Origin of the sequence: Corynebacterium sp. 239_CJEI, assembly GCF_001055995.1 — a bacterium.
Classification (GTDB): domain Bacteria; phylum Actinomycetota; class Actinomycetes; order Mycobacteriales; family Mycobacteriaceae; genus Corynebacterium; species Corynebacterium jeikeium_D.
In genome coordinates this window covers 1-22,242 of record NZ_JVOW01000033.1, presented here as the reverse complement: position 1 = coordinate 22,242, position 22,242 = coordinate 1, and the positions used below count along the sequence as shown (strand labels likewise).

General features: G+C 58.2%; 20 protein-coding genes. 10 read left to right on the top strand and 10 right to left on the bottom strand.

What is annotated here, in order from left to right; translation table 11 throughout:
- Nucleotide 1: 1 nt before the first annotated feature.
- Nucleotides 2-1,828, top strand: a complete 1,827-nt coding sequence (locus ADB08_RS09275) for an amino acid ABC transporter ATP-binding/permease protein (RefSeq protein ID WP_049172651.1) — start codon at nt 2-4, stop codon at nt 1,826-1,828.
- A gap of 7 nt (nt 1,829-1,835) precedes the next feature.
- Here ADB08_RS09275 and ADB08_RS09270 read toward each other — a convergent pair whose 3' ends face one another.
- From ADB08_RS09270 to ADB08_RS09260, 3 genes are all read right to left on the bottom strand, one after another.
- Nucleotides 1,836-2,480, bottom strand: a complete 645-nt coding sequence (locus ADB08_RS09270; RefSeq protein ID WP_049172649.1) for a class I SAM-dependent methyltransferase — start codon at nt 2,478-2,480, stop codon at nt 1,836-1,838.
- A gap of 104 nt (nt 2,481-2,584) precedes the next feature.
- Nucleotides 2,585-3,880 carry an alpha/beta fold hydrolase gene (locus ADB08_RS09265; protein ID WP_049172646.1) on the bottom strand — a complete coding sequence of 432 codons (1,296 nt, stop codon included), beginning with the start codon at nt 3,878-3,880 and terminating at the stop codon, nt 2,585-2,587.
- A 15-nt stretch (nt 3,881-3,895) separates the two neighbouring features.
- On the bottom strand, nt 3,896-4,990 hold the full coding sequence (locus tag ADB08_RS09260; RefSeq protein WP_016422340.1) for a trimeric intracellular cation channel family protein: 1,095 nt from the start codon (nt 4,988-4,990) through the stop codon (nt 3,896-3,898).
- 57 nt (nt 4,991-5,047) lie between these two features.
- Between ADB08_RS09260 and ADB08_RS09255 the strand changes: the two genes are divergently transcribed.
- On the top strand, nt 5,048-5,644 hold the full coding sequence (locus tag ADB08_RS09255; RefSeq protein WP_049172644.1) for an HD domain-containing protein: 597 nt from the start codon (nt 5,048-5,050) through the stop codon (nt 5,642-5,644).
- A gap of 59 nt (nt 5,645-5,703) precedes the next feature.
- Nucleotides 5,704-6,738 carry an NADP-dependent oxidoreductase gene (locus ADB08_RS09250; protein WP_187400067.1) on the top strand — a complete coding sequence of 345 codons (1,035 nt, stop codon included), beginning with the start codon at nt 5,704-5,706 and terminating at the stop codon, nt 6,736-6,738.
- Between the two features lie 4 nt (nt 6,739-6,742).
- Here ADB08_RS09250 and ADB08_RS09245 read toward each other — a convergent pair whose 3' ends face one another.
- Nucleotides 6,743-8,062 carry an MFS transporter gene (locus ADB08_RS09245; protein ID WP_224784251.1) on the bottom strand — a complete coding sequence of 440 codons (1,320 nt, stop codon included), beginning with the start codon at nt 8,060-8,062 and terminating at the stop codon, nt 6,743-6,745.
- 142 nt (nt 8,063-8,204) lie between these two features.
- Here ADB08_RS09245 and ADB08_RS09240 point away from each other — a divergent pair, with 142 nt between their 5' ends.
- The 4 genes from ADB08_RS09240 (at nt 8,205) to nagB (ending at nt 12,172) form a co-directional block, all read left to right on the top strand.
- The gene (locus tag ADB08_RS09240) at nt 8,205-9,944 is read left to right on the top strand and encodes an ABC-ATPase domain-containing protein (RefSeq protein ID WP_049172642.1); all 1,740 of its coding nucleotides are present in this window, start codon (nt 8,205-8,207) and stop codon (nt 9,942-9,944) included.
- Between the two features lie 115 nt (nt 9,945-10,059).
- Entirely contained in the window at nt 10,060-10,848 is a 789-nt protein-coding gene (locus ADB08_RS09235) for a MerR family transcriptional regulator (protein ID WP_049172640.1), read from the top strand.
- Between the two features lie 65 nt (nt 10,849-10,913).
- Nucleotides 10,914-11,225, top strand: a complete 312-nt coding sequence (locus ADB08_RS09230) for a hypothetical protein (protein ID WP_049172637.1) — start codon at nt 10,914-10,916, stop codon at nt 11,223-11,225.
- Between the two features lie 161 nt (nt 11,226-11,386).
- Complete coding sequence (gene nagB / locus ADB08_RS09225; RefSeq protein WP_049172635.1) at nt 11,387-12,172, top strand: glucosamine-6-phosphate deaminase; 786 nt, start codon at nt 11,387-11,389, stop codon at nt 12,170-12,172.
- Nucleotides 12,173-12,230: 58 nt separating this feature from the next.
- Here nagB and ADB08_RS09220 read toward each other — a convergent pair whose 3' ends face one another.
- On the bottom strand, nt 12,231-12,851 hold the full coding sequence (locus tag ADB08_RS09220) for a cation transporter (protein ID WP_049172738.1): 621 nt from the start codon (nt 12,849-12,851) through the stop codon (nt 12,231-12,233).
- A gap of 32 nt (nt 12,852-12,883) precedes the next feature.
- Between ADB08_RS09220 and ADB08_RS09215 the strand changes: the two genes are divergently transcribed.
- Nucleotides 12,884-13,969 carry a lipoate--protein ligase family protein gene (locus ADB08_RS09215; protein WP_049172633.1) on the top strand — a complete coding sequence of 362 codons (1,086 nt, stop codon included), beginning with the start codon at nt 12,884-12,886 and terminating at the stop codon, nt 13,967-13,969.
- 279 nt (nt 13,970-14,248) lie between these two features.
- Here ADB08_RS09215 and ADB08_RS09210 read toward each other — a convergent pair whose 3' ends face one another.
- The 4 genes from ADB08_RS09210 to lepA all read right to left on the bottom strand — a co-directional run bounded on the left by ADB08_RS09210 (nt 14,249) and on the right by lepA (nt 19,435).
- Nucleotides 14,249-14,821, bottom strand: a complete 573-nt coding sequence (locus ADB08_RS09210; protein WP_049172631.1) for a histidine phosphatase family protein — start codon at nt 14,819-14,821, stop codon at nt 14,249-14,251.
- 77 nt (nt 14,822-14,898) lie between these two features.
- A complete protein-coding gene (locus ADB08_RS09205; RefSeq protein ID WP_049172629.1) occupies nt 14,899-16,482 on the bottom strand; it encodes a cation:proton antiporter family protein in 1,584 nt (527 codons plus the stop codon).
- Nucleotides 16,483-16,558: 76 nt separating this feature from the next.
- A complete protein-coding gene (locus tag ADB08_RS09200; RefSeq protein ID WP_049172626.1) occupies nt 16,559-17,575 on the bottom strand; it encodes an ankyrin repeat domain-containing protein in 1,017 nt (338 codons plus the stop codon).
- Nucleotides 17,576-17,587: 12 nt separating this feature from the next.
- Complete coding sequence (lepA, locus tag ADB08_RS09195) at nt 17,588-19,435, bottom strand: translation elongation factor 4 (protein WP_049172624.1); 1,848 nt, start codon at nt 19,433-19,435, stop codon at nt 17,588-17,590.
- 162 nt (nt 19,436-19,597) lie between these two features.
- On the opposite strand from lepA, the gene ADB08_RS09190 reads away from it, so the two are divergent.
- Together ADB08_RS09190 and rpsT are read left to right on the top strand one after the other, a co-directional pair.
- Nucleotides 19,598-20,212 (top strand): type II toxin-antitoxin system PemK/MazF family toxin, encoded by a 615-nt coding sequence (locus ADB08_RS09190; RefSeq protein WP_049172622.1) that lies wholly within the window; start codon nt 19,598-19,600, stop codon nt 20,210-20,212.
- Between the two features lie 255 nt (nt 20,213-20,467).
- Nucleotides 20,468-20,734: a 30S ribosomal protein S20 gene (rpsT, locus tag ADB08_RS09185; RefSeq protein ID WP_016422323.1), complete on the top strand. Its 267-nt coding sequence runs from the start codon at nt 20,468-20,470 to the stop codon at nt 20,732-20,734.
- Nucleotides 20,735-20,905: 171 nt separating this feature from the next.
- Here rpsT and ADB08_RS09180 read toward each other — a convergent pair whose 3' ends face one another.
- Nucleotides 20,906-22,090, bottom strand: a complete 1,185-nt coding sequence (locus tag ADB08_RS09180) for an IS256-like element IS3503 family transposase (RefSeq protein ID WP_015382061.1) — start codon at nt 22,088-22,090, stop codon at nt 20,906-20,908.
- Nucleotides 22,091-22,242 lie beyond the last annotated feature (152 nt).

Genomic DNA, 22,242 nt, shown 5'->3' with positions numbered 1-22,242 from the left:
CATGAACAACATCATCTGGTTGCTGCGCTTTTCCGCACAGGCTCGCGGAGCGCTCAGTGCATCTATCCTCGCACGCGTGGCTGGGCACATTCTGGGTGCATTGATGCTGGCTGTGCCCGCCTGGGCAATTGCCACAATTGCGCTGTCGAAGTGGGACGCAACCGACTCGTCGCAAAGCTTGAGCATGCAGTGGACGTGGGCGGTCATTGGCGTGGTTGCAGGGCTGGCGCTGTTGAAAGCGATTCTGCGGTATGTCGAGCAGTACCTCGGGCATCTGGCTGCGTTTCGGCTGCTCGGCGAGCTGCGGCTGTGGATCGTCGAGCGTCTTATCCCGCAGGCGCCCGCGGTAACCGATGGGCTGGGTACTGCCAGGATTCACACAATTGCGATTCGTGATGTTGACCGAGTGGAAGTCTTCTTCGCGCACACAATTGCGCCCGCGGTGACGGCCGTACTGATTCCGCTGATGGCGGTCGTGACAGCGGCATCGACTGCCGGAGCCCTGCCTGCGATTGCTCTGACGCTGACCTTCGCGGTTGGCTTTGTGATTGCGCTCGCAGGCTCTAAGAAGGCGACGACGGAGGCTTCCGCAACGAACTCCACACGCACGGACATTGCGCAGTACATTGCCGATACGCTGCGCCTTCGGGAGGAAATCCTCATCTACGGCGCAGCCGAGCAGCGGCTGCGGGGATTGCGTGAGCTCGATGAACAGCTTGCTCAGAAAATGCGTGCAGGCGGCAAGCGGGCTGGACTGCGCTCTGGCGCGACCGGACTTCGGATTTGGGGTGGCAGCATTGCCGTCTTTTGTGCTGGTATCCCGGCGCTTTCAGCCGACTACCGTATGCTCCCTGCTGTTTTGGTGACGACGTCCCTGGTGGCGGGAACTGCTTCATCAATGGATTCGATCGAGCGCCTGGCATCTTCTCTGCCAGCGGGACTCAATGCAGTCACTCGGATCAGGGAGCTGGCCGCGCAGCCGCCGACTGTGGAAGAGCCGAAGCAGCCGGAGTCGCTGGACCTGCACCACGCGCAGACCGCGAGGGCCAACTCCGGCGACTCAGTCCCTGCCCTCGAACTGAGCGATGTCAGCTACCGCTACCCTGGCGCCGATAACCCTGCACTGACCAAGATCAATCTGCGCATTGCCTCAGGCCAGTTCATCGGTGTGGTCGGCCCAACTGGTTCGGGCAAGTCCACACTCTCCCGGCTAATCCAGCGGCATGTCGATCCGGATGTCGGCGAGGTCATCATCAATGGCCACAATGCCCGTGACCTCGGCTCAACCAATGTCTGCCGAACGGTTGTTGTCGCAGATCAGAATCCCTTTCTCATGGAGGCCACCATCGCTGAGAATCTATGTCTCGGCGCGCCTGATGGCTGCGAGGTTCCCGAATCACTGATGCACTGGGCGCTCGAACTCGCCGCCATCAACCCTGCTGAGATGCCGCTGGACAGGCCCATTGGCCGCCGCGCGCAGCGGCTCAGCGGTGGTCAGCGTCAACGTCTGGCGCTGGCCCGCACCTACTTACGCGCGGTACTAGCCGACGGCACTAAGCCCAATGACCTCGCTGCACACCTCGCCGGAAAGATTATTATTTTCGACGAAGCCACCAGCCACCAGGATCCACTGACGCAGGCTCGTATCGTAGACAATGCCCGCGCATGTGGAGCGACCTGCATCTTTATTGCGCACCGACTTCAGACACTGGCCGAGGCCGATGACATCCTGGTCATCGAAAACGGCCAGCTCATCGAACGCGGCACGTATGACAACCTCCTCAACGCAGACGGCGCATTTGCTCGACTTGCGCGCGCCGAGGTCTAGGCTCCTTCTAGCTCTCCGCGCAGGTCTTCCGCAGCACCACCACGGTGTCGACAACGTTCTTGCCATCGATTTGCTTGACGACGTCACGCTGCGCCACCACCGCTTCGAGACTCTGCGGCTCGTGCGCAAAGAAATCAGTGACCTCATCCGCGCTGTAGAGCAGCTCGGGGTCTCCCGGGCCGTGGACTTCGTTGTCCGGATGGTGTGAGACTGAGACAAAGTAGCCACCCGGAGTGAGAGCCTCAGCGACGGCTCGCCAGAGGTTCTCCCTGTCCCTGCGCGGCAGGTGAATAAATGCGGCGACTACCAGCTCAAAGCTTCCTGCTTCCGGCTGCCAGTCTGTTAAGTCTTGCTGGACCAGGTTCGCAGAGAGCCCTTCAGCTGCCAACGCGGCTCCAGTATGTTCGAGCCCGACGCTGGAGAAATCCATGCCGGTGACATCCCAGCCCTGGCTGGCTAACCACACCGTGTGACGGCCACGGCCACAGCCTAGGTCGAGCGCACGTGAGGGGTCGGAGAAACCTTTCCAGATTACCTCAACATGCTGCGCGATTGTCGGATTCGGTTCGCCGCCAAAGAAAGAGCGCGAACCGTCACTTGCGGCCTCGCGATCTACGGTGAATTTCCCATCCCAGAACTCTGCTGTCGACATGCTCACCAGGATAGACGGCACCGAGAGGCAATGCTGGACTACATGAGGTTCTGCGGAGGTTTGAAGTTCTACGGGGAGAGAATCTCCACCGGCAAACTGGCATCCTAGTGATCCTCGACGAGCTCGCGGAGCCGGGCAAAGATTGCCGCACCATCGTGGCGAATGCCGTCATGCTGGAATGCATTGGTCACATGTGGCCGCAGGTCCCGGTAGCAGTTGGCTGTCTCCATGGAGTACTCGAACGGCACGAAAACATCGTCGAGGTAAACCGCGGCTGCCGAGGTCGGGGCGTCGGCAAGCAAGCGTGCGGAATCATACGGCGAGCTTTCCCAGGTGTGCTGCGCAAATGCTTCCGCCTTTTCCTTGAAAGGAACGAGCGCGGGGTCCTCGTCGAATTGCCAGGGGAAAACGTGCTCACCGGTGAGATAAAACGGCTTGTCTCCTGCAGGATTGGCTTTTTCTTCAAAACCTGGGATTTCCTCGCGAATACGGTGAGCTGCCCAATTAGTTGTGGGCTGGTTCCCGACGCCACCATAAATGGATTCATGAATCGCGGCGTATAGCGGACCGTCGGCGAAACTCACGCGGGTCCCTACATCGGCCAGAAAATCGGTGCGCAATTGCTTTTCGCCATTGCGAATGTGGAATGGCTCTTCCAACAAATACGCCAGATTGTGGAATCCATCTCCGCGGCCTAATTCAATTCCGATGGTGCGGAATCGGCGAGAACTCAGTCGCTCACCGGTGGGGAGAGTTTCTGCAGATTGCTCGAGGTGCGCGCAGATTTCTCGAATTCGGTTTTCGGCCCACGGATACTCGCGATAAAAACGCTCGTGACGGGTGCGCAGCTTCGCATACGTCGTGCGATAAAGGTCGTCAGCACCACGGTCCAGAACAGGTAAACCGCCTGTGAGATAAGCGTGCTCCACGGATTCCGGATAGCGGCTGAGATACGAAGTAATACAAAACCCGCCAAAGGACTGGCCATACAGTGACCATTTGGCAATGCCCAAATGCTTTCGCAATGCTTCCGCGTCTTCGACGATGTATTCCTGACGCAATTGGGCAAGCCGCTCGGCCGGAACATCTGCAATATTGGCCGCATCAATTCGATGCGAGCGCCCAGTGCCGCGCTGATCCAGCAGGATGACGCGGAATTCCTTCAGCGCCTCACCGATTACTCCGCTGGCACCTACCGGACGCGGTGCCGGAAATCCCGGGCCGCCCTGCAAATAGACAATTGCCGGCGCATCCTCATTTCCTGGCGCATAGATTTCCCTGGCGAAAAGCTCAAATGTCGCGGCATTCGCAGCTTCGGTAAAAGGATCCCAGGGCACCTCAACGGTGTGTTCCTTAATAATGTACCCAAAATGCCTGCTTGCAGTACTCGTCGATGCCATGTCTCTGCCGCTCCTCTAATCCCGCTGCTCGTATTTCTTCATCAGCTTTGCGACGAGTAAATCGGTCGCCTCATCGTCCGCAAGAATTTGATCCAACATCTCCCGGTATTCCCGCTGCCGCAGTGCCGTATCTTCTCCGTAGTCATCATAGGAATCACCGGATAGGTCCACACCGAAATCGGATTCGTCGCTGTCATCCTGCACTGTCTCCTGCTGCGCCGTCGGCATGTGCAGATCCGCTGGGAAGTCCGCATTGAACTCCTCCAGGAATTCCTCCGCGTTGGCCTCGGCGTCGGAACGCGACACTCCCCTATCAACCTCAGCCTGAATGCGACGCTGCAGCGCTTTTTCCATCTGTCGGTGACGCCAGCTGCGGAGGCGTGCGGGCTCGAAACGTCGACCAACCTCGCGGCTCTTGCCCTCTGCTCGACGTGCGAGGACCGCAATCTGCGCCGCGGTGTCGTTCAGTGGCGCCCACTCCGAGTGTGCCGACACTCGCCAATTACCCCAGTACCCCAGCAGCGAAAGCAGGATGCTGACGATAGGACCAATGACCATGGACACGGCCATAAATCCCAAATGGTGGCCTCCGATGACAATGACCGCGCAAGCCACGGCCGGGATGACCGTGGGCTGGTTGCCGCCGAAAACAGCGGGTACTCGCCCGGTCACAATGTCGCGGATCATGGAACCACCAGTGGCGGTGAAAACGCCCATCATGATGCACGGCAGAATGGGCAGACCATACGTGACGCCTTTGACCGTTCCCGTAGCTGCCCAGAGTCCCGAGACCACAGCGTCACCGTGGACCTGAACGTATTCCCAGGTCTTTCCTTTGAAATAGAAAAATCGCGCAATGAGCGCACCAGTAAACGCCAGGATTAGGTACTCCGGCTGGCTCATTGCGGCGACGGTGCCCTGGTTAATCAGAACATCGCGAATCATGCCGCCCCCCAGTGCGGAGAACAGCGCAATAAAGAAGAACCCGATGATGTCGTAGCCTCGTTGCCGGGCGATGGTGCCACCGATGATGCCCATGAGCAGGACACCACTGACATCGGACCACCGGTACATCGACTCGATGAGCGGATCTACTTCTGCGACGTTCATGATGTTCAAGCTTAGACGCTGCTATTTTTCAAGCATCAACGAAAGGTCGGGATACCCATGGAAAACGCTGACACCTTTGCTTCGGCACGCCCTAGCGACAGGCTCATGCGCGGCATCGCTATCGCCTCTCGCGCGCACGATGGGCACTACCGAAAGGGCTCGGGCGTTCCCTATATCAGCCATCCGATGTCGGTGATGTTGATTGCGGCGAGCGTGACTAACGACGAAGACGTGCTGTTGGCAGCCCTCTTCCACGACATTTTGGAAGACGTGCCGGAAAACTACTCACGTGCCGAGATGGAAGATGAGTTCGGGCCTCGCGTGGTTGAGATCGTCGAGGGCGTCACCAAAGACTCTTCCCTGCCCTCGTGGCAGGAGCGTGCCGATGCCTACCTGGAGCAGCTTTCTCATGGCAGCGAGGAATCTGTCATCGTGGCCGCTGCGGATAAGTTCCACAATCTCAGCCAGACTCTGGAGGATTTAGACCGCGATGGCCACGCTCTGTGGGAACGCTTTCGTTCAACTCCGAGCCAGCAACTGTGGTGGTACACAAGCGTCCGCAACGTGATTGCCGAACGACTGCCCGACTTGCCTTTGCTAGCGGACCTGGGCGTTCTTATTGAGCGCCTCGATTCCTGGGTACAAGAGGCGTAACCTGCGAGTCAACAATTAAACCGACAATTAATCCAGGAATACACGACAGGAGAATAATAGTGACTTCGGTTAATGCTTCGTCCACAGCCGAACTGCCCACCACCACTCAGCAATGGGTTTTAGCGTCTCGTCCGTCCGGCCTGCCAACTGACGAGAATTTCCGCCTCGAGACCGTCGATTTGCCTGAGCTTAACGACGGCGACATTTTGGTAGCCAACTCGGTCGCTACCGTTGATCCCTATATGCGCGGCCGCATGAACGACACCAAGTCGTACATCCCACCATTCCAGCTCGACCAGCCAATGACTGGCGGTGCTGTAGGCACCGTCCTTGCGTCCAAGTCGGATAAGTTCCAGGTTGGCGACGCTGTCCGCCACTCTTACGGCTGGCAGACCAACGCTGTTATTGCCGATTCCGAAGCAACTCCGGTTGACCTCAACGTTGCTCCAGCTGCTGCCTACCTGGGCATCCTTGGTCTTACTGGCCTTACTGCTTACGTTGGTCTGAGTGCCGTCGGAGAGATGAAGGAAGGCGACGTCGTCTTTATCTCTGGCGCTGCTGGCGCAGTTGGCTCGGCTGCTGGTCAGTTCGCCAAGCAGATGGGCGCTTCCCGCGTCATTGGCTCCGCCGGCTCGGACGAGAAGGTTAAGCGCCTGCTCGAACTCGGCTTTGATGCCGCTTTTAACTACAACGACGGCCCGGTTGCAGAGCAGCTAGCAAAGGCGGCACCAGAGGGCATTGACTTCTACTTCGACAACGTTGGTGGAGACCACCTGGAGGCAGCCATCGGCGCGATGCGCACCTTTGGCCGTGTCGCTATGTGTGGCGCAATCTCCCAGTACAACAACACCGGAGCTCCGACCGGACCACGCAACCTAGCTCTGGCCATTGGCAAGTGCATTACGTTGCGCGGCTTCGTATTGGGCAAGTACCTGCACCTGGCAGGTGAATTCCAGGAGCGAATGGCTCCGCTGGTCGTCAGCGGTAAGGTCGCTTACGATGTCACCACTCGCCACGGTATCGAGAACATGCCAGCTGCATTCCTCGAGCTGTTTAGCGGAGGCAACACCGGCAAGATGGTCGTAGAGTTCTAACGAACTAAAGAACTGCCCTGCGCGGAGCCGAGACTTCCTTCAGCCTGCTGGACATAGCGACACCAACCAGTCCCATCAGCGCCAGGAAGATTAGAGCCGCCGCAGGGCCGAAGCTAGCGATAACACCCGACAGCGCACCGACGATGAGCAGGACAACACCCATGATGGTGTTGGCCGCTCCGACGTACTCGGTGCGCTTGTCGCCTTCTGCCATGTCAACAACATAGGTCGAACGAGCCACACGAACACCGGCGTGAACGACGGACATTGCGAAGAAACCGAGTGGGAAAATCCAGGCATTGGCGCTGGTGGAAAGCCAGTGCGCACTTGCGACCAGCAGGAAAAGCACGATCGAGCCGACGAGCGAAGAGTAGGTCAGGACCTTCTTTGAGGATTTATCCGACCAGATTCCGGCGACTTTTCCACCAATCAGAGAAGCGAAACCCGCAGCGAGCATGAAGATGCCGACGTTTGCGTTCACTCCCCCGCCGCTACCGTCTGAAGCTTCCAGATCAGCACCCACCTGCGCACTCAAGGTCACGATGAACGACGTAGATAGTGCTGTGACCAGCAACAAGCTACGGACAATCACGAAGTCACGGAAGTTCTTATCCTCCGCAAATAGCCGCCAGGTGTCCTGCCACCAGGTTTTATTCGGCTCTTCCTTGTCATCTTCATTGGTGGGCTCGACAATTCCGCGGAAAATCAAAACCGCTGCCACCCATGACAGAGCTGCAGCAAAGATGAGCCCCGCCACGATCGGTTTGGTGACGTTATCGCGGATGATCCACAACACCGCACCAACAATAATTGCGGCGACACCGCCCAACATCGCAGCTCGGCCGCTGATCTGCCCGCGCTGCCCCTTCGGAATCGTGCGTCCTTGAACATCCTTGGAGGCCATCGAGCACAGTGCTCGGGCCGTCGCAAAGCCTGCAAGTGCGAGGATTACAGCAACACCGAGCGCGGTACCTTCCAGGAACAACGCCGCCAGACCAATCAGCGCTGCAGCGACCGCTTGCCCCAACGCCCCGGCAATCCAGACGGTCGTGCGGCGCGGGCGAGATTTCACCCACGGTGTCAGCGCAGCCTGCGGCAGCATAGAGCCGGACTCACGCACTGGCACAAGCATGGCGATGAAGAAGCCCGGCGCGCCAGCCGAATGCAGCAACCATGGCAACAACGTCTTTGCCGCGACGATTTGATCGCCAATATTCTGCAGGCCGTGCGCCCAAACATAGCGCTTGGCGTTGGTGCTGGCGTGTTTTTGCACCGACTCTGGGTTGTCCCCTACAGGTTTGTCAGCTACCGAGCTATCCGTCATACCTTTCACGCTACCTGTCCGCAGCAACGGCGCTGACGCACGCGACTGTCTGCTCAGGCCAGTCGAAGCACGAAACGCGCTTGCCCCTTCTGCCATTACACTCGCGGGAAGAACATCTAACATCTTCAACGAAAGTAGAAATATGCCCGCTGACCTTTATCGACGTCTCTCCAACCTCGATGGCAAGAGCTACGGTGCATACAAATCTCTTCGTGGCTCCCACGAGCTGCCAGACCTGGACGCGACGCTATTTATCGACAAGGTTCAATCCGACCCCTACGCCCCGGCATCGCGGGCACGCGTCCACATTCCGCTGTCCGTACTGGACTATCGCGGCGCCTCCCGGTCACAGCCCGGTAGGTTCAGCACGGCGGAGCTCGATTTGTTGAACCGCCGCCTCGTGCGCGCTTTGAAGAAGTATGGTCGCGGACTATTCATTGATTCTCCAGGTCAGCAGGTCTTGCGCCGAGCAGCTGTCGCTGAGCTCTGTGCGGATGCGCACGACGTCGATAAGCATGACGATGCCCTCCAGATCAGCCTAGAAATCCAACTGCCCGCCCGCGGCCGACGCATTCTCGGGCGTGAGGCGGCGCGCTTGATCTGTGAGGATCTGTTGGACGCGCTTGACGACGCCATCGTGAACGCACCCATCGATGCGCTCGACGCAGCCGCGGAATTGGAGTATGACCAGCTGTTTTTGCGCCGTGCAGTGGCGGGCGCGGACCTGATTGGGTTTGTGGCAGACGGGTCGGTGTTGCCTCGTCAGGCGGGCAATAGCCAGCTGCCGAAGCCCGGCGCGACTGCGTTTACCTCGCCGGAATCGCTGCAGCACACTTTTCAACTGCCATCGGGAAAAACCGTGCATGGCATGGGTATTCCGCGGGGCGTGACGTTGATTGTCGGTGGCGGTTATCACGGCAAGTCCACGTTGTTGTCCTCCCTGGTCACGGGTGTTTATAACCATGTCGCTGGCGATGGCCGCGAGTTTGTAGTCGCCGACGAGACTGCGGTTGCGCTGCGTGCCGAGGACGGCCGAGCCATCACTGGTGTGGATATCTCGCCGTTTATCAACGGCCTTCCCTCCGGTGATGACACGACTCGATTTTCCACCGCGAATGCATCGGGGTCGACGTCCCAAGCTGCGGGCCTGATGGAGGCGCTAGGTTCCGGTGCGCGCGTGCTGCTCATCGACGAGGACACTTCCGCAACCAACTTCATGATTCGCGATGAGCGCATGCGCCGCCTCATCCCCGATGACCGCGAGCCGATTACTCCACTGGTCGCACGGGTCCGCGAGCTCTGGGAAAACCACGGAATCTCCACGGTCATCGTCGCTGGTGGGTCCGGCGCATTCATCGATGTCGCGGACACCGTGATTGCTATGGATGCGTACACGCCTTACGACGTCACCGAGCGCGCCCGTGAACTTCGCGAATCGGCTACTCCGGCTGAGCCTTCGCCTGCTTTTGCGCAGATCGGTGAGCGTTTTCTGCAGGCTGACTTCCCTACCGGTGGTGGCCGTGGTGGGCATGGCGGCCGCGGCGGCGGTCGCGGTGGGCGCGGTGGCGGTGCGAAACCACCTAAGCCACCGCGTGCTCGTGGTCTAGAGCTGATTCAGGTGGGCAAGGACAATCTTGATTTGCGCGCTGTCAGCCAATTGATGGACTCCTCCCAAACAGAAGCAATTGCCCGGATTCTGGGCGCCGTCGTAAAGCAGCTCGATGGGCGTACTGACCTCACCGACCTAATCCAGCGCGAGTACGACAACTTTTGTCATTCACTCTTCGATGTGACAGCTGAGTTCACCAACTCTGGTCATCTGGCCGAGCCTCGCGTCCAGGAGGTCGCAGCGGCAATCAATCGGCTTCGGCTCTTGCGGTAGAGCCTCGAAGATTGGCGGACCCCGGCCCCGCTCCCTCCCCTGCGGCTGCCCCAGCTAACTTCCTCGACGGATTTCGGCGTCAGGTCTTGACCTTGACGCGGCGTCAAACAGAAAGATGATTCCCGTGAGCAACAACGACAACGAGTACACCATCGGCGAGGCAGCCGAGCTCCTGGGCGTTACCACGCGCACGCTGAGGCATTGGGATGCCATCGGACTACTCAGCCCGCAGTATCGCACGTGGTCCGATTACCGCCTCTACACCGATGAGGACATCGACACCGCGCTGGAGATTCTGGTCTACCGCGCCGCCGGTGTGCCGTTGAAGACTATCGAGGAGTTCATCCACGGCGATTCCTCCCCGAGAAGTCGGAAAGATCGTTTACTCGCACAGCGAACTGTTCTCACCGAGAAGATCGCTGACCTGCACCACATGGTGCAGTCCTTGGACAAACTGATTGAGGAAGGAAATACCATGAAAGCAAAGACGAAAGCGGAGCTCTTGGGCCGCGACTGGCAGAATCTAGAAGCCGAAGCTGAGGAGCGCTGGGGCGACACCACTGAGTGGGAGCAGTCTCAGCAGGCTCAGGAAAAGATGAAGGACAGCGACTGGGCCGAGCTTGAAGCAGAGGCTAAGGATTTTGCCGATGCGCTTGCCGACGCCGCCGAGCGCCACGTCGAGCCCGGTTCCGCTGAGGCGGCCGAGCTAGTTGACCGTCACTTGGCCTCTATTACTCGCTTCTACGAGGCTGGTCGAGAAAAGCAGATTCTGTTGGCTCGCATGTACGTCGCTGATTCCCGGTTTGATCGGTACTACCGCGGCAATGCTGGCTACCTGCTGGAGCTGATTGAAGCTCAGGCCCGTAAGGAAGGCATTGACCCGGCAACTGCCGAGTGGCGGTAAATACAGGGAAGCAGCCGTTCAGCCCGGCCTTCCCATCCGGGACTGAATCGGCATAGAATTGCCTCATGAAATTCTCTCGCTCTATCGCCGCTGTCGCCATCGGTGCCGCTACTGTGCTGGGCGCTGTTGCTGCCTCTCCAGCTGTCGCACAGGCTATTGGTTGCCCCTTTGCACCAGTGCACAAGTATGAAGAACACCGTTTCTCCGGTTCTTCGACTTCAGCAGATGCTTTCAAGGTTTGGTTTAACGGTGGCGTCTACATTGAACCAATCGTCGAAACGCTGGATTTGGTTGAGCTTCAGGTTAACGACACCCAGGTCGCTCACGCTGGCGACATCATCTACAAGGATGAAGACGGCAACTTCTGGGTGAAGTAGCCTACGCAGGAAAAACAGGGCTCAATTACAGGTCTCACCCCGTGGCAGATTAACCTCATCTGAATAGGGCTATAGCGCTTAGCGTTGTGGAGTCACTGGTACTCTGTCTCGCACCTTTTGCAATTTCTGCCACGAGCCCTCGTTTTCAGGAGTGTTCCACCATGGAAATCATCATCGTCGATTCTGAGGCCGAAGTCGCGAGCATCGCTTCGGACTACCTCGCTCACTACGCCAACAAAGGTGGAAACCTCGGTGTAGCGACAGGATCGACTCCGCTTGCGACGTATCGGGAACTGATTCGTCGCCATCGGGCTGGTGAAGTCACTTTTAAGGACTGCAGTTTCTTCGCACTCGACGAATACGTGGGACTGCCCATCGAGCATGAGCAGAGCTACTACCACGTGATTCACAATGAGTTTTCCGATCACGTGGATGTTGACCCGGCGAGGGTCCATATTCCCGATGGCCTCGCGGACGATATCGGCGCGGCCTGCGAGGATTACGAGCGAAAGATTATCGAGGCCGGCGGCATTGACATTCAGTTGCTGGGCATCGGCACCAATGGGCATGTTGGTTTTAACGAGCCCGCCAGCTCTTTTGGCTCTCTGACTCGCATTAAGACGCTGCACCCGCAGACCGTGCTGGATAACGCCCGCTTCTTCGACTCCGCGGACGATGTGCCGTACCACGTGGTCACCCAGGGGCTTGGCACCATTTCACGTGCGGGGCACCTCCTGCTGCTGGCCACCGGCACCGCAAAGGCGCACGCTATTGCCGCATCCATCGAGGGCCCACTGAGCGCGTCGATGCCTGCGTCCGTATTGCAGCTGCACCCACGGGCCACGGTTGTCATTGACCAGGCCGCAGCCAGTGAGCTGAAGAACAAGGAATACTACGAGTTCACCTACGCCCATAAGCCGCAGTGGCAGAAGGATATGTGGAAGTAGGCCCCGGCCCTCCCCGGCCCCTTCCCAACCTTCGCTCCCACCCCCGGACTAGTCAGCGCTAGTCGTCATCATCCATCTCCAGCTCGGGGTCTTCGGCACGCGCCTGCTCGTAAACTTCCTTCGCTGCCGTGAGATTAATGACGCCGATGACAAGTCCCACGACGATGTCCGGCCATGCGCTGAACCAGAAAATGGTGACCACTCCGGCGGCGAGAATGAGCAGGTTCGCCAGGACGTCGTTACGCGCCGCCAACCACGCGCCGCGCATGAGCGCACTGTCGGCCTTGCGCAGGTTCATCAGCAAAATCGCACAGACCAGGTTGATGACCATCGCGATAATTGCCGTCACCGACAGCGTTAGTGGCTCTGGCGGCTCACCGCTAATCATCTTCCAAATGGCGGTGCCGAACGCCGCAATCGCCGGAATCAGAATCAGCCCGGCAAGGCCGAAGCTCGCTTTACGACGGCTCGCCAGCGACCACCCCAATGCGGTGAGAACCAGCAGGTTGATCAGAAAGTCTTCAAGAAAGTCTGCAGCGTCGGCGAACAGCGCTGCGGAACCAATAATTGAGGCAACAATTAATTCAATGAAGAATCCGAGAAGATTCAGGCCTGCTACCCACGCAACAATTTTGCGGGCGCGGTGATCCAAAGTTGATGAGGTAAACACGGAGGACATCGTAACGCCCGGCGCGAGTACCATCGAATCCTATGACGCACCCGCAGAAATTCCACTCAGAAATGAAGGTTCCCGGCGGCAAATTGGTTGTTGCCGACTGCGAGACCACCGGTGACACTATTTCGTCGATAAGCATTTCGGGCGATTTTTTCCTCGAACCCGATGAAGCCTACGACATTATTAATGACGCTCTCCTCGGTGCGCCTGCCGGGGACAATACGGAACGCCTACAGGCTCGCCTCGATGCGGCGCTGAAGGATTTTGAGGAGCAGTCTGGTCGCGAGGTGCGACTGCACGGTTTTGATACCCACATCATTGCGCAGGTCGTTCGACGTGCACTGACACAGGCTGTCGACTTCACTGATTTGGAGTGGGAGGTTTTGCAGCCGGGAGTCCTGCCGACGGTGATGAATGTTGCCCTCGACGAACTCCTCCTTGACCAAGTCAATTCCGGACAGCGCGGACCAACTCTGCGCTTCTGGGATTGGGATGATCGTGCCACCGTCATCGGTTCCTACCAGTCCTATGTCAATGAACTCGAACCCGAGGGCGTAGAGAAGCACGATGTGCAAGTGGTGCGTCGTCTCTCCGGCGGTGGCGCGATGTTCATGGAGGGTGGCAACTGCGTCACCTACTCGATCTATGTTCCGGAGAAGCTGGTCGCCGGCCTCAGCTACGTCGAATCCTATGAGTTCCTCGACCGCTGGGTCATCGCCGCACTCGCACAGCTCGGCGTCAATGCGTGGTACGTCCCCATCAATGACATCACCTCCGATGGCGGCAAGATTGGTGGTGCCGCACAGAAGCGCCGTGGTTCGACAGTGCTCCACCACGTCACCATGAGTTATGACATCGATGCCGACAAAATGATGGAAGTCCTGCGCATTGGCAAGGCCAAGATTGCCGATAAGGGCCTGCGCAGCGCGAAGAAGCGCGTCGATCCGCTCCGTCGCCAGACCGGTGCCAGCCGCGCGGAAGTCATTGACACGATGAAGCAGACATTCATCAACCGCTACGGCGCCACCGAGGCATCGCTTTCCGACGAGGACTTCGCTGCGGCGCAGCATCTTATTGACACCAAATACGGCACGGAGGGCTGGACTCACCGAGTCCCCTAAACGTCGCACTGCTTACTTGTATACGACAGCTGGTCGGGAAAAGGAGTTAACTAAAGGAGACAAGTAAACAAAGGAGAGTCGACGTGAGCGGCGAGCGTGCAATTGGGTCCTATCCTGCGAATATGCACCAAAACCTGGTGAAGGGTTCGGCGCGCGCCGTAACAACACCGCCGTGGTGGTCTCCCCGATATCGAAGGCACCGGAATTGTGATTCACGGGCGCCCACTACAGAGCTTGAACGGTGTCGGCGAATTCACCGAGACACTGGCCACAACGCCGCTACAGCCCCCGCGAGAGGTTCCAGCGCAGAACCGCAGGCCGGTCATGGTAGCGACCAAGCACTGACAGGGACGCAGTATTCAATGGGAAGGACTGGCCAAGTTCAATGGGCAGTTCCAACCAGGCCGTAGTGAGCGCACGCAGCGAGTGACCGTGGGCGAATAGAATCGCCTTGTCTTCACCCGATTCACGAACCCTTTTGACTACACGTTCAACGCGCTTGCGGACTTCTTCCGCGGTTTCGCCATTGGGCACACCGTGAGTCCAAATCTGCCAGTCGGGAACAGTCTTCTGCACTTCCTTCGAGGTAATCCCCTCGTAGTCGCCGTAGAACCATTCCGCGAGATCCTCTTCGACTTCGAAGTCGTGGAATCCTGCCAATCGAGCGGTCTCTTGGGCACGCTGGCGGGGTGATGCCAGCACTAGCCCAAAGTCCTTCGGATCCAGCCAGCCGTTCAGGGCCTCGGCTTCTTCCCGACCGTTGTCAGTCAGAGGAAGATCAGTTACCGATGTGTGCTGTCCAGTGCGCGACCACTCAGTTTCGCCGTGCCGCACGAGATATAAATCAGTCATAGTTCCAGCTTAGGCTTATCTGAAAGTGCGGTTAGCCGCGGCAGCCCTGCTAGCCCATCACGGGGTCACGGATCCGGCTACGAACGCTGCTTAAGTGTTTCCACTGCGCGGTCGGCAAGCTCCTCGCCAGCACCGTCATAAAGGTAGACGGCCATGTCGGCACCAACGTTGAGAAGCTGATCCTTAAACCTCTGCACCTTAGTGGTGGTAGCAACCACGGCTTCGGTGTCCTGCTTACGGATGTTCTGAATCATCGCGTAGGTCTCAGCGTGCTCAGACAGCGCCAACACGTACAGCGCTGGTTTCTTCTCCAACTCGATGTGGTGCCACAGCTCTGGGTCTGTCACATCACCCGAGATAACCTGGTAGCCCTGCTCACGCAGCTCTTCGATGCGATCCTCATCGAAGTCAACGCCGAAGACGTTCATGCCGTACTCATTAACCAACCTGCCGTAGACACCGACGCCGACGCGCCCCATACCCATGATGAGGGCATCAGCGTTATCAATAATGACCGTTGCCTCTTCTGGGACCAGGCGGTCCTCTGGGGTTTCTGGGACGAACTTCTGCAGGAAGCTGACCAGCTTGTCCTCATGCGGGACCATCAGCGAGCTGGCAATGAAGCTACCCGCCACGGCGACCGCCATGATCGAGGTCCACTCATCGGGCAGAATGTCCTGTTGCGTCGCCGCAGCCATGACAATGAGACCGAACTCCGAGTAGTTACTCAGCGTCAGGCCCGCCAACGCGCTAGTGCGCAGGGACAGTCCGGTGCGCTTGAGGATCCCGATGAAGATAGTGACCTTGAACACCAGGAACAGGACCATAATCGCGGCGATAACGTAGCCGCCAGCACTTGGCAGACCACCGAGGCCAATTTGGATAAAGAACGCGACCAGCAGCAGCTCGCGGATACTAATCAGAGCTTCCGACAGACGGTCAGAAATTGGGTGCGAGGACAGCAGAATACCGGCGACCAGGGACCCCAGCGAGCCGGACAGCCCTGCCAGCTCGAAGGCCGAGTACGAGGCCACGGCAATACCAATACCGGTGAGAACCAGCAGCTCAGTGCGGAACATGCGGTTGGGAAGACGCGCCGCCAGTGGGCGAATAAAGAACAACAGCGGCAGCGCCAGCGCCCACAGCTCCGGGGTCTTACCCGACGAAACCACCAGCACACCGACCGCAATGATGTCCTGCAGAATCAGCACACCGATCGCGATGCGGCCGATAGCCGAAGCGCCTCGGTTCTGCTCCTCCAGGTGGCTCATCACAAACACTGTCGAGGAAAACGAGGTTGCGATGCCGATGTAAATCAGTGAGGTCACCGACAGCCCCGTGAGCTCACGCAGCGGCAGGAAACTCGCGACACCGAACAGCACGGCAAAAACTACCGTGTTCAAAAGCGCGTGCCCCAGCCCCGAAAAGACCACTCGCGGCGCCACGATATCCTTCGGATTCAGCTTCAGACCAATAGTGAACAGCAAGGTGGTAACACCAAGCTCGGCCAGCGAATCAATAAACGGGATTTCCTCAAGCCCCATTGCATGAACGGCAAAACCGGCCCCAAGGAAACCAATCAGCGGCGGCAGCCGAAGCAACGAAGCACCGAGTCCGCCGATAATCGAAAACAGTATTGCTGTTAGGTAGACAGATTCCACCCATCAAAGATACGGCTGGCACCGCCGATTTATGTAGGGCTTGCCATTAACAGTTTTTTAGTCACCCAATTGGGGGCTAGCGCCGATACGGGACCTCGCCCAACGTAATCGGCTGCGGGTGGTCTGCAACCCACGCGACTGCCGCTTCAGTCAACGCATCAATGTCCGCCTCCCCGGCTTTGCGCTGCTTCACGACGGTCATCGCTTCCTCGGCAGCCCCAACCGTCTCCAACCAGAAGTCGGTCATCTGGACAAAGTCTTCGTCCCAGTTGACGTAGCCCATCTCCAGGGCCTCGTACCCGAGCCGACCGACGATGCGAATAACTTCGCCCTGCACAGTCGCGGCTGTACCGCCACCAGGTACAAGGTAATTCCAGAGGTATTTAAACTGGCCATTGGTCGACTTGTCTTCGGGGACAATGATGTCGCTGTGGCCGTCGTGAGGCGTAATCACGTCCGGACGTTCCGCACCGATGCGTTCGTAGAGACGATCCATGACCGGCTGGTACTCGTCGCGCGCCTTGTCTGACATGCGGTTGTAGCGGCGGCCAAACTTAGTGAACTCTTCGCGGACTTCGTCGTCGATGACCGAACCGGCGTCCAGGAGAACCTCGATACTCTCTAGGACTCGCCGGACTGCATCGGTATCGGCGGTAGCGATTGCCTCTTTGAATGCTGTACGACCGTGGCCGAGGCGGTTCTCTCTATGGAGGTCAGCGCCATTTTCCAACAGCAACGCAATCGCCTTGGGCTGATGGCTCTTCGCTGCCATAAAAAGCGGAGGATACTTACCGGCTTCAGTGTCCGCACCGCATTCGAGCAGAATCTTCATCCTGTCGATGTCGCCCCGGTTGGCATGCTCTGCCAGCGCGGTCTTACCGAACCGGTTCTCGGTGTTGACGTCGAGACCCTGTTCGATCAGCCAGCGCATGAGCTCTGGCGGGGTGCCACGGAGCGCTAGTGCAGTGTCCTTGCTGTATCCGAAAACCGCGTTGAGAGCGCAAGTGTCATAGACGGCCTTCAGCGCATCCATGTCACCGGCTTCAAGCAGCTCTTCGAAATCTTCGACCAGTTTCTTCCGCTTCCGTGGCATGCAGTTTCCCTTTTACTTACCGCCCTCGTCAGTGGACAGCGCAGCCACGAATGCCTCCTGCGGCACCGAGACCGAACCGATGTTCTTCATGCGCTTCTTACCGGCCTTCTGCTTCTCCAGCAACTTGCGCTTACGGGAGATGTCACCGCCGTAGCACTTAGCAAGGACGTCCTTGCGCAGTGCACGGATGTTCTCGCGGGCGATAATCTTCGAACCGATTGCAGCCTGAACTGGGACCTCGAACTGCTGGCGAGGAATCAGCTCGCGCAGCTTCTTGGTCATCTTGTTGCCGTACCACTGCGCGTTGTCGCGGTGGACGATAGCGGAGAACGCATCGACGGCCTCGCCCTGCAAGAGGATGTCCACCTTGACCAGATCCGCAATCTGCTCACCGGCGTCTTCGTAGTTCAGCGAAGCATAACCCCTGGTGCGGGACTTCAGCATGTCGAAGAAGTCGAAGATGATCTCACCCAGTGGCATCTTGTAGCGCAACTCCACGCGGTCCTCCGACAGGTAGTCCATGCCACCCATCTCACCGCGCTTCTGCTGGCACAGTTCCATGGTAGGACCAACGAACTCGCTTGGCACGACGATGGTGCACTTGACCATCGGCTCGTAAATCTCGCGGAGCTTACCCTCAGGCCAGTCACTCGGATTGTGAACCGTGACCTCGGTGCCGTCCTCAGTGACAACGCGGTAGACAACGTTTGGAGCCGTCGAAATCAGGTCCAGGTCGAACTCGCGCTCCAGTCGGGCGCGGGTGATCTCCATGTGCAGCAAGCCCAGGAAGCCCCCGCGGAAACCGAATCCGAGGGCCACCGAAGTCTCAGGTTCAAATGTCAACGAAGCGTCGTTAAGCTGGAGCTTTTCCAACGCATCACGCAGGTCAGGATAGTCCTGCTGAGAGATTGGGAACAGACCGGAGTAGACCATCGGCTTCGGCTCTTCGTAGCCTTCCAGCGGCTCCTCCGCCGGCGTGGCGTTCAGCGTGACGGTGTCACCGACCTTGGACTGACGGACGTCCTTCACACCGGTGATGAGGTAACCGACCTCGCCGACGCCGAGGCCCTTACACTTCTTCGGCTGCGGCGAGACGATGCCGATTTCCAACAGCTCGTGCTTAGTTCCGGTGGACATCATCTGAATGACTTCACGCGGCTTGAGCTGCCCATCAACAACACGGATGTACGTGACCACACCACGGTAGGTGTCGTAGACCGAGTCAAAAATCAGCGCACGAGCAGGTGCCTCCGGATCGCCGACCGGTGCCGGGACGAGCTCACAGACTCGGTCGAGCATTTCCGCAACGCCCTCACCGGTCTTGCCCGACACACGCATGACATCCTCCGGCTCACAGCCGATGATGTGCGCGATTTCCTCCGCGTACTTATCCGGATCCGCGGCCGGCAGGTCAATCTTGTTCAGAACCGGAATGATCTCCAGGTCGTTTTCCATGGCCAGGTACAGGTTGGCCAGCGTCTGCGCTTCGATGCCCTGAGCAGCGTCGACAAGCAGAATCGCGCCTTCACACGCCTCTAGCGCACGCGAGACTTCGTAGGTGAAGTCGACGTGACCAGGCGTATCAATCAGATGCAGGACAATCTCTTCGCCCGCGTGCTCGCCGGTGCGCGGAACCCACGGCAGGCGCACGTTCTGAGCCTTAATGGTGATGCCGCGCTCGCGCTCAATATCCATGTTGTCGAGGTACTGATCGCGCATATCGCGTGCTTCAACAACGCCCGAGAGCTGCAGAATTCGGTCCGCCAGGGTGGACTTACCGTGGTCAATGTGCGCAATAATGCAGAAATTTCGAATCCGTGAGGGGTCCGTAAAAGTCTGCTCCGCAAAATTCTTGGTCACGTTGGGTCTACTCCGAAAAATAAAGACGTTATGGGCATTGGGGCGCGGCGTTGGCCGACCCATATGCGCCGGCCTCGAAAACCGACCAGCCGGGCTTAAATACAATCACGCACAATCTTACCTATCGATTCCCTCCGCACTAAACCTCTAGACTTAGTTTCTATGAGCTCCACTTCGTCCACCGATCAAAATGAACGCGAAAGCTGGCCGCGCCGCCTGCGTAATCGCATCAGCGCGCGCCTTTTCGCCGGTACCGAGTGGTTCCGCGGCCCCGACACACTCGACGAGGCGCTGTCTAAGCTCAACATGCAGCTAGGCCTCGCCCAGGACACCTCGCTTTCCGACGAGTCCAAGGAGGCCCTACTTCGACTGCGAGATTCGGTGACCATCGCGCGCCCAACCTCGGAGTTGGCCCGCACAATCGTCTACAGCCCCGACATGGATGGTCAGGCCGACCCCGGCGAAGTGGTATGGATTCCGCTGCAGCTCGAAGGTGAAAATGCTGCCCTGCGCGAGCGCGCTGTGGTCGTGGTTGGGCGCCATGACCAGTACCTATTGGGCATGCTGATTTCCACCCGCAGCGAGCACAGTGAGCACCCGGAGTGGCTGTTTATCGGCAGCGGGTTCTGGAATGAAGACCCCAAGCCATCGTGGGTTCGCATGGACCGTATCTTGCTCATCCCAGAATCGGGTATTCGCCGCGCAGGTGCGATGATGCCCCGTAGGCGCTTTGAGCTCATCGCCGCCCGACTTCGCGGAGATTACGGCTGGAATTAGGCAGCGGCTGGTATTAGGCAGCGCTGTTTGCTAGAATTCTGCAAGTTGTTTACCGTTGCGTTCCTTTGCGGCGAGCGCGGGCAGGACCTTGGGTTCGCGTTTTCATCGTCGTATAAGCGCAGTGGGCGGTTTTAACTCGCTGGTTAATTAGTTTGACCAGCAGAGGTTCGACCCGAAATTTGCACTGTGATCAGGACTTTTCTTGGTGGCGGGCGGTAACAATTCCAACTACTACGGATACAAGAGGTATTCACGATGGCAAACATCAAGTCCCAGATTAAGCGCAACAAGACCAACGAGAAGGCTCGCCTGCGTAACCAGGCTATCCGCTCCGCAGTCCGCACTGAGATCCGCAAGTTCCAGGCTGCTGTTGAGGCTGGCGACAAGGCTGCTGCTGAGGCTCAGCTGCGCGTTGCTTCCCGCAAGCTGGACAAGGCTGTCACCAAGGGCGTCTTCCACCGCAATACTGCGGCTAACAAGAAGTCCGGTATGGCTAAGGCTTTCAACAAGCTGGAGGGCTAATTCCCTTTTGGCGCTGTGCCGTTCTTGTGGCGCTTGTGCCGTGAAATTAACCGCTTTCTGCTATTTTCCGATTTCATTTCGGATGTGGCGGGAGGCGGTTTTTATTATTTAACCCCAATGCGAGTTACGGGTTAAGTAAAGAAAAGTGTGTCTTTTCCGGGCGTGTTGCGGTTATTTGATCCAGCCTTTTTGGATGCCGAGGTTGTGTTGGTAGCTGGTGTCGATGGCGGTGTCGTATTCTGCTGGTGCACCGATGTCATTGGTAGTGGCTGTGGTGTTGTGGGTGATCAGGTCTGTTGCTGTGGAAAGTGCGTCTTGACCCCATCGTTGGTCCCTGGCGATCTTGACCGGATCGTCAGGGACTTCTGTATGTAGATACAGCCACCAATCCATCACTGTGCGTTGATGCGGTAGTGATAGTCCGCGGTGTCTGCGGGCTAGTTCTTTTATGGGGGCGTTGATGCCACCTTCGAGGCTGTTTGTTGTTGCTGCAAGGTTGTCGGGGTCGATGGTTGTTGGTGGGGGTTGCAGGTAGGTAAACAGCAGGTCTCTGCGGTGCAGAGATAGCAATGATTGATAGGCCGCTCGGACGCGTTGGTGGGTGTAGACCTTGGTGTAGGCGCCGGTAACGGGGTCTTTGATGGTGGTTTTCTCGTTCATCCATTCCCGGTAGGTGTGGTCGAATTCGTGCAGGTGGGCGACCCATGTGGATGCTTGGTCAAGGTCGGTGATGCGAGTGAGTTTCAGGGCTAGGCGGTAGAGGGTTTTGCCGGCATCGGTGCGGGGGTTGCTGGTGGTGTGGCGGCGGACTGTTCGTTGGGCGTGGACGAGGCAGCGTTGGATGCGTGTTGTTGGCCAGCAGTGGTGGATGGCTGATTGGGCACCTTGTCCGCCGTCTGTGACTGCGATTAGTGGTGCGGCAATGGGGCGTAGGAGTTCGGTGTAGGCGGCGGTGGTTTCGTGTCTGGCCCAGGTCCAGTTGATGACGTGGGTTTTACTGGCTGCGATCAGGAGGCATCCGGACTTTAGATAGGTCGCGTCGAGGAAGATTTGGTCATGGATGCGGAATGAGTCGATGGTGGGTGTGGGGATGATCCACCAGCACCATCGGAATCGGTGGTGCATGGTTTGCCTGGTTACGCCATGGTGTGCGGCGAAGGTGGTTAGAGATTGGGTGCCGGTGGCCCATTGGATGAACAAAGCCATGGTGGCGGTGTTTTTGTTGTGGGTTTGGGTGTTGCGGGTAAAGGAGTGTCCGCAGTGGGTGCAGCGCCAACGGGTGGTTGATTTGCTGGTGGTGCCGTTTTTCTTTGTGTTGTTGCCGCATAGTGGGCAGCTGGGGCGGTTGGTGGTCATCCTTTAATCCAACCGGTGTGCGGTTAGCACAAATGTGGCCGGAGGTGTGGGATGGTGTGGGTAATAGCTTTCGGGGAGCTATTCTTTGGTGATTTGTGGTGTGTGGTCTGGGGTTATGGTGGCATGCGGACACACTTTTCTTTACTTAACCC